The 14,174-nt window shown below is 71.4% G+C and carries 11 protein-coding genes; 2 read left to right on the forward strand and 9 right to left on the reverse strand.

Annotation, left to right across the window (positions count from 1 at the left end):
- Positions 1 to 103: 103 nt before the first annotated feature.
- Together OG943_RS29105 and OG943_RS29110 are read right to left on the reverse strand one after the other, a co-directional pair.
- Entirely contained in the window at positions 104 to 595 is a 492-nt protein-coding gene (locus OG943_RS29105) for a DUF6912 family protein (RefSeq protein ID WP_328604115.1), read from the reverse strand.
- Positions 592 to 1,998, reverse strand: coding sequence for a WS/DGAT/MGAT family O-acyltransferase (locus OG943_RS29110; RefSeq protein ID WP_328604116.1), 1,407 nt, complete (start codon positions 1,996 to 1,998; stop codon positions 592 to 594). The genes OG943_RS29105 and OG943_RS29110 overlap by 4 nt, the downstream gene beginning before the upstream one ends.
- Here OG943_RS29110 and OG943_RS29115 point away from each other — a divergent pair.
- A complete protein-coding gene (locus OG943_RS29115) occupies positions 1,997 to 2,797 on the forward strand; it encodes a TrmH family RNA methyltransferase (protein ID WP_442874575.1) in 801 nt (266 codons plus the stop codon). The two genes, OG943_RS29110 and OG943_RS29115, sit on opposite strands and share 2 nt — an antisense overlap.
- On the opposite strand, the gene OG943_RS29120 is transcribed toward OG943_RS29115, so the two are convergent.
- The gene (locus OG943_RS29120; RefSeq protein ID WP_328604118.1) at positions 2,790 to 3,173 is read right to left on the reverse strand and encodes an HAD-IA family hydrolase; all 384 of its coding nucleotides are present in this window, start codon (positions 3,171 to 3,173) and stop codon (positions 2,790 to 2,792) included. The two genes, OG943_RS29115 and OG943_RS29120, sit on opposite strands and share 8 nt — an antisense overlap.
- 154 nt (positions 3,174 to 3,327) lie before the next feature.
- Here OG943_RS29120 and OG943_RS29125 point away from each other — a divergent pair, with 154 nt between their 5' ends.
- Positions 3,328 to 3,828: an Rv3235 family protein gene (locus tag OG943_RS29125; protein WP_328604119.1), complete on the forward strand. Its 501-nt coding sequence runs from the start codon at positions 3,328 to 3,330 to the stop codon at positions 3,826 to 3,828.
- Positions 3,829 to 4,098: 270 nt separating this feature from the next.
- Here the strand turns inward: OG943_RS29125 and OG943_RS29130 are convergent, their stop codons facing one another.
- The 6 genes from OG943_RS29130 to mtrB all read right to left on the reverse strand — a co-directional run bounded on the left by OG943_RS29130 (position 4,099) and on the right by mtrB (position 14,171).
- Positions 4,099 to 5,325 carry a cytochrome P450 gene (locus OG943_RS29130; RefSeq protein ID WP_328604120.1) on the reverse strand — a complete coding sequence of 409 codons (1,227 nt, stop codon included), beginning with the start codon at positions 5,323 to 5,325 and terminating at the stop codon, positions 4,099 to 4,101.
- 72 nt (positions 5,326 to 5,397) lie between these two features.
- On the reverse strand, positions 5,398 to 8,334 hold the full coding sequence (gene secA / locus OG943_RS29135; protein WP_328604121.1) for a preprotein translocase subunit SecA: 2,937 nt from the start codon (positions 8,332 to 8,334) through the stop codon (positions 5,398 to 5,400).
- Between the two features lie 238 nt (positions 8,335 to 8,572).
- Positions 8,573 to 9,262, reverse strand: coding sequence for a ribosome hibernation-promoting factor, HPF/YfiA family (hpf, locus tag OG943_RS29140; RefSeq protein ID WP_328604122.1), 690 nt, complete (start codon positions 9,260 to 9,262; stop codon positions 8,573 to 8,575).
- Between the two features lie 539 nt (positions 9,263 to 9,801).
- A complete protein-coding gene (locus OG943_RS29145) occupies positions 9,802 to 10,515 on the reverse strand; it encodes a ComF family protein (RefSeq protein ID WP_328604123.1) in 714 nt (237 codons plus the stop codon).
- Positions 10,516 to 10,620: 105 nt separating this feature from the next.
- A complete protein-coding gene (locus tag OG943_RS29150) occupies positions 10,621 to 12,378 on the reverse strand; it encodes an LpqB family beta-propeller domain-containing protein (RefSeq protein ID WP_328604124.1) in 1,758 nt (585 codons plus the stop codon).
- Positions 12,375 to 14,171: an MtrAB system histidine kinase MtrB gene (gene mtrB, locus OG943_RS29155; RefSeq protein WP_328604125.1), complete on the reverse strand. Its 1,797-nt coding sequence runs from the start codon at positions 14,169 to 14,171 to the stop codon at positions 12,375 to 12,377. The genes OG943_RS29150 and mtrB overlap by 4 nt, the downstream gene beginning before the upstream one ends.
- Positions 14,172 to 14,174: the final 3 nt, after the last annotated feature.

Raw genomic sequence — 14,174 nt, forward strand, 5'->3', positions numbered from 1 at the left:
CAATGTGGCGTTCGGTGCGTCCAACGCACCCAATGTGGCGTTCGGTGCGTCCAACGCAACCAACGCCACATTGGGGCGTTTCAGGCCGACGCTGGGAACGGGGTTACAGCAGCTCCAGGAAGAACGGCAGCTCCTGCGGCGCGTACCAGGCCAGCTCGTGGTCCTCCGCGTCGCCGAGGGTGAACTCGGCGTCCTCGTCGCCGAGGTCGGCGGCGTCGATCACGTCGGCGGCCGCGGCGACGGCCTCCGCGGCCTCCGGCGCGTCCACGTGGAAGGCAGCGATCTGCGACAGCGGCACCGGGCCGTCGAGGCGCACCACGGGCGCGTCCAGGTCCGAGCGCAGCGTCACGTTGTCGATGTCGGCCGACACGACGACGCGGCGCGGCTCCGACTTCTCCTCCGCCGCAATGAGACGGATCGACGCGCGCGCCGCGTCGAGGAGCGCGGCGTACTCCAGCTCTTCGTCGGAGCCGCTGACGTACGCCTCGCGCAGCGCCGGCGTCAGCGCGAATCCCGTGCCGCTGCGGGCGCGGAACTCGCCGTTCGCTTCGAGGTCACGGAGCATCGCGATCGTCGCGGGGAGATAGACCCTCACCAGTGCGCACCCTTCAGTTCTTCCAGCGCTTCCTCGATCATCCCGCCGAGCAGCCCGACGTCGAACACGGCCTTGCGGTCGCCGTTGAGTCCGAAGTAGACACCGCCGTGGTAGGAGGTGACCCCGATCGCCAGCGCCTGGGTGCGCATCAGCGGCATCACGGGGAACATCTCCACCAGTCTCGCCTCCCCCGCGTACATCGGCACCTGCGGCCCCGGCGAGTTGGTGACCATCACGTTGAAGATGCGCCCGGACAGCGAACCCGCGGCCCGCGCGCCGAGCGAGTGCAGCGTCGCCGGCGCGAACCCGCCGACCTTCAGCAGCCCGCGCGCGGCCACCGAGCGGCCGGACTCCAGGTGCTCGGTGATCGCGTGCCCGATGTGCTGCAGCCGCAGCACGGCGTTGGGCTCGCCCACCGGCAGGTCGATCAGGAAGGCCGCCACCTGGTTGCCGACCAGCGCCGGGGTGGAGAACTCGGCCGTTTCGGCGTCGCGGACGGCCATCGGCACCAGCGCTCGGACGGTGGCCGTCGGAGTCAGGCTCGAACCGCGCGAGAGCAGCCACTCGCGCAGCGCGCCGGTGATGGCGGCGAGGACCACGTCGTTCACCGTGCCGCCGTGCTCGGCGCGGACCTTGCGGAAGTCCTCCAGCCGCGTGCGCACCACGGAGAACAGCCGGCCGCCGGACACGCGCACGTTCAGCGGCCCGGAAGGCGCCGGGCTCACCACCGTGCGCAGCGTCGACGCGACGCCACCGAGGGTTTCGGCCACCTTGCCCAGCGTCGCGACGGCGTCGTCCGCGGCTGATCGCACGTTCTCCACCAGCTCGGTCGGGCGCTGCACGGTCTCGGTGACGGCGTCGAACACCAGCTGCGCCCGGCTCGGCTCGCGCCGTGGCGTCCAGGTGTCCTCGAACGGCTCAGGCGCCGCCGGGCGCGCGTCCAGGATGAGCTGGCCGAGGTCGATGGTGCCGACGCCGTCCACAACGGACTGGTGCGTCTTCGTCACCAGTGCCACGCGGTCGCCGGCCAGCCCCTCGACGAAGTACGCCTCCCACAGCGGCCGCTCGGGCGCCAGCCGTCGCGACATCAGGCGCGCGACCAGGTCGAACAGCTGCTCGTCGGTGCCCGGCTGCGGCAGCGCGGAGCGCCGGACGTGGTAGTTGAGGTCGAAGTCGGTGTCGTCCACCCACACCGGGCGCGCGAGGTGGCCGGGCACCGTCAGCACCCGCTGGCGGTAACGCGGCAGGAACGCCAGGCGCGCGCCGATCAGGTCCAGCAGCTGCCCGTAGTCGAAACCGGTGCGCGGCCGTTCGAAGATCGCCACGCTGCCGACGTGCATCGGGGTCGCGTGGTCCTCGACGTACAGGAAGGAGGCGTCCAGCGCGGACAGGCGGTCGGGCATGAGCCGATCCTTACACAGTGCGAGACTTGCCCGCGTGGGTGATGACGAGGCGGTTTCGCCGAAAGACCGGTTCCTGACCGTGTACGGGCGCAAGCCGGTGCTGGAGGCGCTGGCGGACACCGGTCTCGAAGTGGACAAGGTGATCCTCGCCGACACCGCGCGCGGCCCGGGGGCCACGGAGATCCAGCGGGCCGCGAAGGCGGCCGGGGTGCCGGTCCAGCGCGCGAGCGCGCACCGGGTGAAAGTGCTGGCGGGCAACGGAAAACAGGACCAGGGTGTGCTCGCCGACGTCGTCGCGCCGCGGATGCGCTCACTCGCCGCCGCGCTGGAAGACCGCCGCCCGCCCGCCCGGGTGCTGCTGCTCGACGGCATCACCACCCCCGCGAACGTCGGGATGATCCTCCGCACGGCCACCGCGGCCGGGCTGGAGGGCGTGGTCGTGGCGCGGCGGGGCGTCGCGGCGCTGGACCCGCTGGTGGTCAAGGCTTCGGCGGGCGTCGCGTTCCGCGCTCCGGTGCTGCGTTGCGGCAGTGCGCGCGAGGCGGCCGAGCTGCTGACCGAAGCGGGGTACAGCCTGTACGCGCTGGGCGCGTCCGCGAAGACGACGCTGTACGACGCCGACCTGCCTCAGCGCGCGGCCTTCGTCCTGGGCGCCGAGACCGCGGGCGTCGGCCAGGAGGTCGGCGAACTGGTGACGGAATGGCTGTCCATCCCGATGCCCGGCGACGTCGAGTCCCTGAACGTCTCGGCGGCGGCCGCCGTGCTGTCGTTCGAGCTGGTCCGGCGCGCCGTCAGCTGAACAGGGCGGCCAGTTCGCCGAGGGTGGCGGGCACGCTGACGTGGTGGACGCCGACCAGCCCGGCGTCGGCGGCGCCCTTGACGTTGCGCACGGCGTCGTCCACGAAAACACAGGTCGCGGCGGACAGCCCGAGCCGCTCGGCCGCGATGAGGTAGATCTCGCGGTCCGGCTTGGCGACGCCGACCTCACCGGAGAAGACGATGGCGTCGAAGTACTCGGCCAGCTCTTCCTTCACCCCGGGACCGGCGCCGGGCGCGTTGGACACGAGCGCGGTGCGCGTGCCGCGGGCCCGGGCGGCGCGGAGGTAGTCGTAGAGCAGGTGCGCGTCGGGGTCGGTCAGGACACCCGCGTAGTCGACCAGCAACCCTTTGAGCACCCGGCCCACCCTAGCCTCGGCCCGCGGTAACACAGCCCGCGGACCGGTGGGCGGGCTTCTGCGGTTTTCCCCGGATCAGGCGCAGTCTGTCCCGTTTTCCGGCTCCCCTGGCCACTACTGGCGACGGATCGTCCGAGGTTTCGGGGAGGAACACATGACGATCGACCACCGCATCAGCACCCTGGCGCCGTTCGAGCCGACGCCACGGCCACGCCCGGTCCGCAGCCGGCGCGGGGACCGGCCAGAGCGCGACCTGCCACCATCGGACCGGCAGCTCACGACGTTGCTGGCCCCGCCCGGCGAGCACCACCTGGCACAGCGGCTCAACACGATCCTCGAGGTGCTGGGCGGCCGGCGCTCCGCCGCGCAGATCGAGCAACTGGTCGACCCGGCGCTGTTCGCCCGCCTGATCGCCCATCCCCGCCTGCCCGGCACCCGCCACCGCATCGGCCCCCTCCACGTCTGTCATCCGACGGACACCGCGGTCGAAGCCTGCGCCACCATCCGCAGCGGCCCACGGGTGCTCGCGCTGGCGGCCCGCTTCCAGCGGACGCGGTCGGGCTGGGTGTGCACGCGCTTCCACCTGCTCGCACCACGAACCGGCCCGATGCGGGCGGTCCAGCCCGCCCAACCGGTACGGCGGCTGGCCGCTTGAGCAGGCCAACGGCCCGGCCGGTCGTTCGCCTGCGGCCGGGCGCGGGCGACCGGGCGCCACCAGCAGGACCGCCCGTTGCCGGAGTCGGTGATGGACGCCGAAGTGGTGGCTGGCTTAGTGATGGCTGGCAGAGTGGCGGACGGCAGAGTGCAAAAGCTCGGCCACAACCGAGCCGCGCCACTGCCGGGTCCCGCTCGGGTCCGCGTTCACCACCGCCCCATCCCGCGCTCCGGCTCCGCGGCAATCAGGACAGCCGACCTGAAAGCCCGGTCAGCTGGTCGAAACCGGCAGCGTCGCGAGGCCGCGCAAGGTGGTCATCGGGCCCCAGGACGGGGTGCCGGCGAGGCGCAGCGAGGGGATGCGACGCGCGAGCGTGCGCAAAACGATCCGGCCTTCCAGCCGGGCGAGCGGCGCGCCGAGGCAGAAGTGGATGCCCTGGCCGAACGCGAGGTGCCGGCCGGGCTCGCGGGACGGGTCGAAGCGATCCGGGTCCGCGTGCCCGGCGGGATCGCGGTTGGCCGCGCCGATCAGGACGATCGCCTGTGTGCCCGCAGACACGGCGAAGCCGCCGACAGACGTGTCACGCAAGGCGGTCCGCGAAGTGAGCTGCACCGGGGAGTCGTAGCGCAGCACCTCTTCGACCGCCGGCTCCGCCAGCGCGCCGCCGGGGCCCAGTGTCCCAAGCCCGGCGGGTTCGCGCAGCAGCGCCAGCACGCCGTTGCCGATCAGGTTGGTGGTGGTCTCGTGCCCGGCGACCAGTAGCACCGTCAGCGTGACGAGCAGTTCGCCCTCGCTGAGCTTGTCCCCCGCGTCCGACGCCATGACCAGCTCGGACAACAGGTCCTCGCCCGGAGAGCGCCGGCGCTCGGCCGCCAGCTCGCGGAAGTACGCGATGAACTCGCGGCGGGCGCGCGTTGCCGCCGCCCGGTCTTCCTCCGACAGCAGGAATTCCGGGTCGACCGCCCGCGCCATGTCGTGGGACCAGCCGGCGAAACGCTCGCGGTCGGCCAGCGGGACGCCGAGCATCTCGCTGATCACCTCGACCGGAAGCGGCGCCGCGAGCGCGGGCATCAGGTCGGCCTCGCCCGCGTCGAGCAGATCGGTGACCAGCCGGTCGGTGATCGCCTCGATGCGCGGGGCCAGCTGCTCCACGGTGCGCGGCGTGAACGCCTTCGACACCAGCCGCCGCAGGCGGGTGTGGTCCGGCGGGTTCAGGCCGAGGAACGCCCGGACCACCCGCCCGTTCTCGTCCACCGGCTCGTCGACGTCACGCTCGGCCGGGTCCAGCACCTCCGGCTCGGGATGGCCGAACGCCGGGTCGCGCACCAGCTCGGTGGCCTCGGCCAGGCCGCTCACCACGAGCGAGCCCGGCCCCAGCTCGGTGACCGCCGACCGCTCGCGCCACCGCCCGTACAACGGATAGGGATCCGCCTTGTGCGCGGGCGCGAACATCTCCGTGAAAACCTGCGGATCCGCTTGCACGGGCACGGTGGTCACCGGCGTCCCCTCCTCAACCAGTTCACAGACAACCGCGGACCGTCCGATTCGGACGGTCCGCGGTGCCGAGGGTCAGCGACGCGGACCCTTCTTGCCCTTCTTCGCCTGCGCGCGCTCCGCGGCACGACGCTCGCGGCGGGTGTTGCCACCGGCCGCCGCGTCGTCATCGCTCTCGGCACTGTCCGAATGGGACTCGACGCCGCCGCCCTCGGACGGGCCCGACATCGTCAGTCCGGATTGGATACCGCCGCCGATTCCCTTGCCCCGCAAGGCGGACGGCACCGACTCGGTGTCGGTGGCCGGTGCCTGCGGCGGGGTCGGACGCGCGTGCCGGCCGTCGGCCTGACCGTTGCCATCGCCATTGCCGTTGCCGAACGAGGCCGCGGCCGCGGAAGTCGCGGAGGTGACCCCGGCGGGCAGCGACGCGGCGCTTTCGGCCGCGGGCTCCGGCTCGGCGCGCTCGACCTGGAGGTTGAACAGGAAGCCGACGGCCTCCTCCTTCAGCGAGTCGAGCATCGCGCGGAACATGTCGAAGCCCTCGCGCTGGTACTCGATCAGCGGGTCGCGCTGCGCGAGCGCCCGCATGCCGATGCCCTCCTTGAGATAGTCCATCTCGTAGAGGTGCTCACGCCACTTGCGGTCGAGCACGGTCAGCATCACCTGGCGCTCGAGGCGGCGCATCGCGCCCTCTTCGCCGACCAGCTCGTCGATCTCGGCCTCACGCCGGTCGTAGGCGTTGTGCGCGTCCTCGACCAGGGCCTGGCGCAGGCCGTCGGCGTCGAGGTCGCCGTCTTCCTCCATCAGCTCGTCCCAGTTCAGCGCGACCGGGTAGAGCGTCTTCAGCGCGGTCCACAGCTGCTCGTGGTCCCAGTCCTCGGCGTAACCCGAGGCCGTGGCGCCGTCGACGTAGGCGTTCACGACGTCGACCAGCATGTGCTCGATCTGCTCGCGCAGGTCCTCGCCCTCGAGCACGCGGTGGCGCTCGGCGTAGATCACCTTGCGCTGCTCGTTCATCACCTCGTCGTACTTGAGGACGTTCTTGCGGGTCTCCATGTTGAGCTGCTCGACCTGGGTCTGCGCGCTCCGGATCGCCTTGGAGACCATCTTGTGCTCGATCGGCACCTCGTCCGGCAGGCGCATCGTGGTCATCACGCGCTCCACCATCACGGCGTTGAACCGGCGCATGAGGTCGTCGCCGAGCGAGAGGTAGAACCGCGACTCGCCCGGGTCGCCCTGACGACCGGCGCGACCGCGCAGCTGGTTGTCGATGCGGCGCGACTCGTGCCGCTCGGTGCCCAGCACGTACAGGCCGCCGGCCTCGCGGACCTCGTCGGCCTCGTCCTTCGCCGCTTCCTTGATCTCCTCGAGCACCTTCGGCCACTCGGCCTCGTACTCCTCGGAGTTCTCCACCGGGTCCAGGCCGCGCTCACGCAGCTTCTGGTCGGCGATGATGTCCGGGTTGCCGCCCAGCACGATGTCGGTACCGCGGCCGGCCATGTTGGTGGCGACCGTGATCGCGCCCTTCTTGCCGGCCCTGGCGACGATCAGCGCCTCCCGGTCGTGGTGCTTCGCGTTCAGCACCTCGTGCGGGACCTGCAGCTTCAGCAGCAGCTTCGAGAGAAGCTCGGACTTCTCGACGCTGGTGGTGCCGACCAGCACCGGCTGGCCGTTCTCGTACCGTTCGGCGATGTCCTCGGCGACGGCCTCGAACTTGGCCTCCTCGGTCTTGTAGATCAGGTCGGCGCGGTCGTCACGGACCATCGGCCGGTTGGTCGGGATCGGCACCACACCCAGCTTGTAGGTCTGGTGGAACTCCGCCGCCTCGGTCTCGGCGGTACCGGTCATGCCCGCGAGCTTCCCGTACAGCCGGAAGTAGTTCTGCAGGGTGATCGTGGCGAGCGTCTGGTTCTCGGCCTTGATCTCGACCTTTTCCTTGGCCTCGATCGCCTGGTGCATGCCCTCGTTGTAGCGGCGGCCCACCAGGATGCGGCCGGTGAACTCGTCGACGATCATGACCTCGCCGTCGCGGACGATGTAGTCCTTGTCCTTGTGGTACAGCTCCTGCACCTTGAGGGCGTTGTTCAGGTAGCCGACCAGCGGCGTGTTCGCGGCCTCGTACAGGTTCTCGATGCCCAGCTGGTCCTCGACGAACCGGACGCCGGTCTCCGTGACAGCGACCGTGCGCTTCCGGACGTCGACCTCGTAGTGGTACTTCGAGTTGATGAGGTTGGCTTTTTCGGTCCGCTCACGCGTGCCCATGGTGGTGGTGTCGATGCCCTGCATCAGCGGCGCCAGCCGGGCGAACTCCATGTACCACCGCGACGACTGGTCCGCCGGGCCCGAGATGATCAGCGGCGTCCTGGCCTCGTCGATCAGGATCGAGTCGACCTCGTCCACGATCGCGTAGTTGTGCCCACGCTGCACGCACTCGTCGAGCGACCACGTCATGTTGTCGCGCAGGTAGTCGAAGCCGAACTCGTTGTTCGTGCCGTAGGTGATGTCGGCGTTGTACATGCGGTGGCGCTCCTGCGGCGTCTGCTCCGCCAGGATCACCCCGACCTCGAGGCCAAGGAAGCGGTGGATACGGCCCATCCACTCCGAGTCGCGCTTGGCGAGGTAGTCGTTGGTCGTGACGACATGCACGCCCTTGCCGGAAATCGCGTTCAGGTAGGCCGCCAGGACGCAGGTGAGCGTCTTGCCCTCACCGGTCTTCATCTCGGCGACCTGGCCGAGGTGCAGCGCGGCGGCGCCCATCAGCTGGACGTCGAAGGGCCGCTGGGCGAGGACCCGCTTCGAGGCCTCCCGAGCCACGGCGAACGCCTCGGGCAGCAGCTCGTCGAGCGACTCTCCCTTGCCGTTCCGCTCGCGGAACTCGTCGGTCTTGGCCCGCAGCTCGGCGTCCGACAGATCCTTCACGTCGTCTTCGAGGGTGTTGATGTGATCGGCGATGTTGCGCAGCCGCTTAACCATCTTGCCCTCACCCGCGCGGAGCAGGCGGTTCAGCACCATCCGGTCGACCTCACTAGCTGATCTCGATCGCACCCGAGCCGGTCCCGGGCAATCTGGGCACGGCGGCGCCCGAGTGCGTCGCCGTCGTCTGACCCCATCGTAGGGAACACGGCGCGGTCCGTGCACGCACGTGCTCGCCAAAGGACATGAAAAGGCCCGGTGACACCCTACCTTCGACGTGCGGATGGCCCGCACGCGAGCGCGTGCGGGCCATCCGGGACAGGTATTCGGACCGGGCTCAGCCGAGCCGGATCACGCCGTAGTCGAAGCCCTTTCGCCGGTAGACGACACTCGGCCGGCCGGCCTCGGAGTCGTTGAACAGGTAGAAGTCATGGCCGACCAGCTCCATCTCGTAGAGAGCCTGGTCCACCGTCATCGGGTCCGCGTCGTGCTCCTTTTCGCGGACGACGCGGCCGGGCTGGTAGCCCAGTGCCTCGTCTTCCCAGCGCTTCTGCTGGGGTATCTCCCCGGTGCCCGCGAAGCCGTTCGCCATGGGCTCGGCCACTTCGCTCTCGGGGGCGTCCAGCACCGCCGTACCGGCGGCAGGACGGGCGACGGCGTCGGATCCGCCGGCCATCGCCACGGAGGTCGCCTCGGCGACCGACTCCGGGCGGCTGCGTCCGTAGTGCACGCGCCGCCGGTCGTGTGTCCGCCTCAGCCGGTTCTCCAGCTTGGTGACGGCGGAGTCGAGCGCTCCGTAGAAGTCCGCTGCGCACGCTTCAGCGCGTACGGCTGGGCCGCGGCCCTTTCCGGTGATCTCAACGCGCTGGCAGCTCTTGGCCTGCCGGCGGTTGGGCTCATGGAAGAGCTCGACCTCGTAGCGGATGACCTTCTTGTCGTAGCGCTCGAGCCGGGCCAGCTTCTCGCTGACGAGTGCCCGATAGTGCTCGGGCACCTCCACGTTGCGGCCCTTAACGACGATGTCCATACACGACCTCCCTCGCTCAGATGACTGCGAGCTGTTGTGTTCACACGGCGCCGGTACTGCGGGGACGGAGCCCGGATCTGGCGGGCTGAGAAGAACTCGGGAACCGGTCACGACGTCTCGTGGCGGATGCGCGAGCGCGGACTCAGCAGGCCTCCGGCGCCAGGGACATGGGCTGCATACCTCCCTGCCTGCGGGAATTACTGATAGCGGTGCACGTTAGCTTCATCACGCCGCTTGCAACAGCCCCCGAGCCGGGGGATATCCGTACCCGGGAACCCGTTACGGCGCGCAGCGAAACCCCCGTGCCGAGGGCGAAATCCCGTACCGGACGGCCGAGCGCGCGTCGCTCGATTTCACGCGGACGGCCCAATGGCCCGGGACCTCGGAAGCCGAGGGTGACGGCCCCCTCCGCCACAGCCGCCACCCCGGTGGAGTGCTCAGCTGCCGGAGTGATTTGCCGACGAACCCTCATGCCCCGACAACGGCCCGGGACCGCGTCGCGTTCCCGCTTGACATCACTCATGTAGGTGACCCCCGCGTCACCCGGCGGCGAGCAGCGTGAGCACGGCGGCGACGGCGACACCCGAACTTTTCAACGCGGCCACGCACGCGGCCGCCGTGGCCCCGGTCGTGACGATGTCGTCGAGCACCACGACCCGGCACCCCGGCGGCGGCCGCCCATCCGGGACGAACCGCAGCCGCCCGGCCAAATTGGCGACGCGCTCGGCCCGCCCCAGCCCCACGGCGTCACGGGCGCCCTTGAGCTCCAGCGCCGGGGCGACGAACACCTCGGCCCCGACGGCGGCCATCTGCCGCGCGGCCGCCTCGGCGATCCGCAGCATGTGCGGGCCGCCCCGAACCCGTGACGCCGAACGGCGGCTGGGTGCTGGGACCAGGCACAGCGGAGTTGGTGCGAAAGGCAGGGCGGGCGCGAAAGGCAAGGTCGACGCGGCGAGCGCGGGACTCCCGCGGGCAGGACTGAGGCCACCGCCCGGCAACGCCGGCAGGGCGGCAGCGATCGCCTGGCCGAGGAACGGGGCCAGGTCCCGGCGTCCTCGCTCCTTGTACGCGATCAGCATTCGCCTCGCCGCGCCCCGGTGGCGGGCCAGGGCGTACACCGGGGCAAGGCCCGCGAGCAGGGTGCGGATCACCTCCGTGAGTGACCCCCACACCTGCGAACACACCACACAGCACGGGGCACCACGGACACCACAACCGGCGCAGCGGGCCGGGACGAGCAGGTCGAGAACCATGACCCGCAGTGTGCACCCGGGCACCGACAGTTTCCGACGCGCGAAGTGGGCTCGTGAGTGGCTATGACGGTTCTAACCGTCATAGCCACTCACGAGCCCCCAGCATCACCCCGGGTAAAACGGCTCCGCGTCCGGCATCGAGTGAGGCTGGGGACGCCAGACCTCCCCCAGTTCCGTGGCGTTCCACAGACCGCCGGCGTCCGCGACGACGATCGGGCGGCTCGGGGCCGAGGTGACGGCGCGGACGGGGGCTGTGAGGTTCGAGCTGTTGAACGCGTCCATCCGGCGGCCGTCCACCGAGACGCGCTGGACCGGCTGCGAGGTCGAAGATGTCACCACCACCAGCGAGTCCGCGCTCGAGCCCCAGTCGAGGTCCACGACGTCGGACAGGGCGCCCGGCTGGAGGACCCGCGGCTCGCGCAGGGTGACCGTGTCGCCGCTGCGGACGACGGCCGCCACGACGAGCTGGCCGTTCACGATGGCGGCCACGCGGGCGCCGTCGCGGGAGAGGCGCAGGCCGTCGATCTGGCCCATCTGGCCGAGGGCCAGCACGTCGTTCGCGTTCACGCTCTGGCGCAGCCAGTGGCCGGTCGGGTCGAGGACCATGCGGGCGACCGTCGAGCGGTCCACCACCGTCCAGACCTCGCCCGACGGGCCCCCGCCGGTGGGCGCCGGGCGCCAGGTCGGGCGGCTCAGGTCGCCGCCGGAGAGGTCGACGAGCGGCAGGTCGCGGCCCATCTCGCCGATGCGCAGGCGCACCTGGCCGCCGTCGCGGTCCACCACCGCGAGCCGCTTGCCGTCGATGGACTGGGCGGCGTCGACCACGTTGTACGCGCCGTTGCCCGCGGCCCCCGCGACGGGCGCGCCGTCGCCGAGCGAGCGGACGCGGCCACCGGCCGTCATCAGGCCCGTCAGGTCCGAGCTGGGCGACGAAGCGGCGCTGTACGCGGGCACGTCGCTGCTTCGCCAATACTCGTGGTCGCGCACCAGCGGCGTGCCGTCGGCGAGCAGCCGGATGCGAGTGGACGTGACCGTCTGCATCGACAGGACGATCTGCGCGGCGATCAGCGAACGGGTGTCGGGGCTGGCCCCGCCGAGGCCGCTGAGCTGGACCATCAGCGAGCCGTCGTCGTTGTTCTTGACGTTCGTCTCGAGCGTGACCTGGTCGCCGAGCAGGTTCTTCACCGCGCCGGCGAGCCCGGCCGACGGGCCCTGCAGGATCAGGTCCATCACGCGTCCCGGCAGGCCCGACTGGGGCTTCGCCGCGACGTAACGCAGGTCGGGCACGAAGGTCCCCGAGTCCGGCGAGTAGAAGCTCACCGCGACGCGGTTGTAGTTGGCGTCGAAGTCGTCGTCGGTCACCAGCAGCGCCGACGGCGGGGTGGAGATCCGCCACTGCCCGTCCGCCTGCCTGCGGACCTCGACCTTCTGCTCCGTCGGCCCGGAGCCGGGGATGAACGCGCTGTCCGCGCTCATCGTGCCGAGCACGGACCCGCGCAGCACCACCTCGCGCACGTTCGGGTCCGGCGCGGGCCCGGTGGACGGCGGGGCCGCCTGGGTGTCGAAGTTGGTGCCGAAGATGTTGTCGATGATCGTCATCGCGCGGCTGGGCTTCCAGGCGCTGCGCTGCTGGTCGTCGAGGTACGCCCGGGCGGCCGCGTTGCTCGACCTCGGGTCGCCGCCGGCGAGCACGAAGTTCCGCACCAGCGTCAGCGGGTCGATGTCCTTGGGCGGCTCCGGCGCGTCGTTGCCCTGCGGCACGGGGCGGTCGTCGGAGACGGCGACGGGCTGGGACTCGAGCGGGACATTCGCGCAGCCGGCCACGACCAGCACGCAGAGCAGGGCGAGCAGAGCGCGTTTCACCGGCCGGCCTCCTCACGGTCGGCGCCGGAGTCGGCCAGGATCGCGTCGGGCGCGGGCTGGACCTCCAGCACCGCGGGCAGCACCGGCACGGGCGGCACGTAGTCCGGCGGGGGCAGCGGCAGCGGGCTCTCACTGGCCACGACCGGCACGTCCTGCCGGCGTGGCAGCAGCAGGCGGAAACAGGCGCCCTGGCCGGGTTCGCCCCACGCCTGGAGCTCACCGCCGTGCAGGCGGGCGTCCTCCTGGCTGATCGCCAGGCCGAGCCCGGTGCCGCCAGTGCGCCGGTTGCGTGACGGGTCGGCCCGCCAGAAGCGGTTGAACACCAGGCCGGCCTCGCCGGCGCGCAGGCCGACACCGTGGTCCCGGACAGTGATGGCCACCGCCGTCTCGTTCACCCCGACCGTCAGCACCACCGGCTTCCCCTCGCTGTGGTCGACGGCGTTGGCCAGCAGGTTGCGCAGGATGCGCTCCACCCGCCGCGCGTCGACCTCGGCCGCGGCGTCCTCGTCCTCGGGCAGCACCAGCTCGACCGAGCTGCCCGCCGTGCCCGCGATCACGCGGACCTGCTCGACGGCGCGGGTGGCGATCGGCCGGACGTCGATCAGCTCGGCCGACAGCTCCTCGACCCCGGCGTCGAGGCGGCTGATCTCCAGCAGGTCGCCGAGCAGCGCCTCGAACCGGTCCAGCTCGTCCACCAGCAACTCCGTGGAGCGTGCGAGGCCGGCCGGGAACTGCTCACGCGAGGCGTGCAGCACGTCGGCGGCCATCCGGACGGTGGTCAACGGGGTGCGCAGCTCGTGCGAGACGTCGGAGGTGAACCGGCGCTGCAGGCCGCCGAACTCTTCGAGCTGGCGGATCTGGCGCTGGATGCTCGCGGCCATGCCGTTGTAGGACACGGCGAGCTTCGCCAGGTCGTCCTCGCCGACCGCGGCGAGCCGCTGGTCGAGGTCACCGCCCGCGAACTGCTCGGCCGCCGCGGCGGCCTCCCGGACCGGCCGCACCACCTGCCGGACCACCAGGTTCGTGATGCCGGCGAGCAGGATCAGCAGCACCAGGCCGCCGACAAGCAGTGTGTTCTGCACGGTCGAGACGGTGTTCTGCTCGCTCGTCAGCGGGAACAGCAAGTACAGCTGCAGCGGGCTGGCCACCGAGCTGAGTGGCGTGCCGACGATCAGGTAGGTCGTGCGCCCGCCGTTCGTGGAGACGGTGTGCTCCAGCCGGGCCAGGTGGTTGCCCTCCACGAACTGGCGCAGCCCCACCGGCACGTAGTTGAACGGCCCGGCGTACACCGGGTCCGCGTCGGCCTGGCCGGCGTCGGACTGGTCGCGCCCGACGCTGGCCAGCACCGGCTCGAACGTGCCCGCCGTGGAGCCCGCGGGCGAGGCGGACGTGGTGGAGATCTTCTTGAGCGCGTTCTCCAGCCGCGTGTGCAGCGCGTCGGCCGACTCGCCGCCGACACCCACCAGCTCGCGCGCGGCCGTGTCGGCCAGTGCCTGGGCCTGCTCGACCGCCGCGTGCCGCTTGGTGTCCAGCAGCCGCTCGGTGATCTGGTTCTGCAGCACCATGCCCAGCACGAACACCACGGCCGACGACAGCGCGAGCGTCGAGATCGTGACGCGGAACTGCAGCGAGTGGCGCCACAGGTCGTTGAGCCCCACCGCCCGGCGGCGCACGGAAACCACGACGCGCCGGACCAGGCGTGCCGTGGCGCGGGCGGAGGCACGCAGCCGTCCCGCCTTCGGGGCACGCGGGGTGCCCGGTTCCGGTGGTTCGGCGCCGGCTTCCGCCGTCATCGC

The organism is Amycolatopsis sp. NBC_00345 (genome assembly GCF_036116635.1).
In the GTDB taxonomy this organism is placed as follows: Bacteria; Actinomycetota; Actinomycetes; order Mycobacteriales; family Pseudonocardiaceae; genus Amycolatopsis.

Bases quoted from the DNA above. Each gene is read 5' to 3' on its own strand.
- OG943_RS29125 (WP_328604119.1), top strand. From the start codon at position 3,328: ATGACGATCGACCACCGCATCAGCACCCTGGCGCCGTTCGAGCCGACG.
- mtrB (WP_328604125.1), bottom strand. From the start codon at position 14,171: ATGACGGCGGAAGCCGGCGCCGAACCACCGGAACCGGGCACCCCGCGT.
- secA (WP_328604121.1), bottom strand. From the start codon at position 8,334: ATGGTGCTGAACCGCCTGCTCCGCGCGGGTGAGGGCAAGATGGTTAAG.
- OG943_RS29110 (WP_328604116.1), bottom strand. From the start codon at position 1,998: ATGCCCGACCGCCTGTCCGCGCTGGACGCCTCCTTCCTGTACGTCGAG.
- OG943_RS29115 (WP_442874575.1), top strand. From the start codon at position 1,997: ATGAGCCGATCCTTACACAGTGCGAGACTTGCCCGCGTGGGTGATGAC.
- OG943_RS29145 (WP_328604123.1), bottom strand. From the start codon at position 10,515: ATGGTTCTCGACCTGCTCGTCCCGGCCCGCTGCGCCGGTTGTGGTGTC.
- hpf (WP_328604122.1), bottom strand. From the start codon at position 9,262: ATGGACATCGTCGTTAAGGGCCGCAACGTGGAGGTGCCCGAGCACTAT.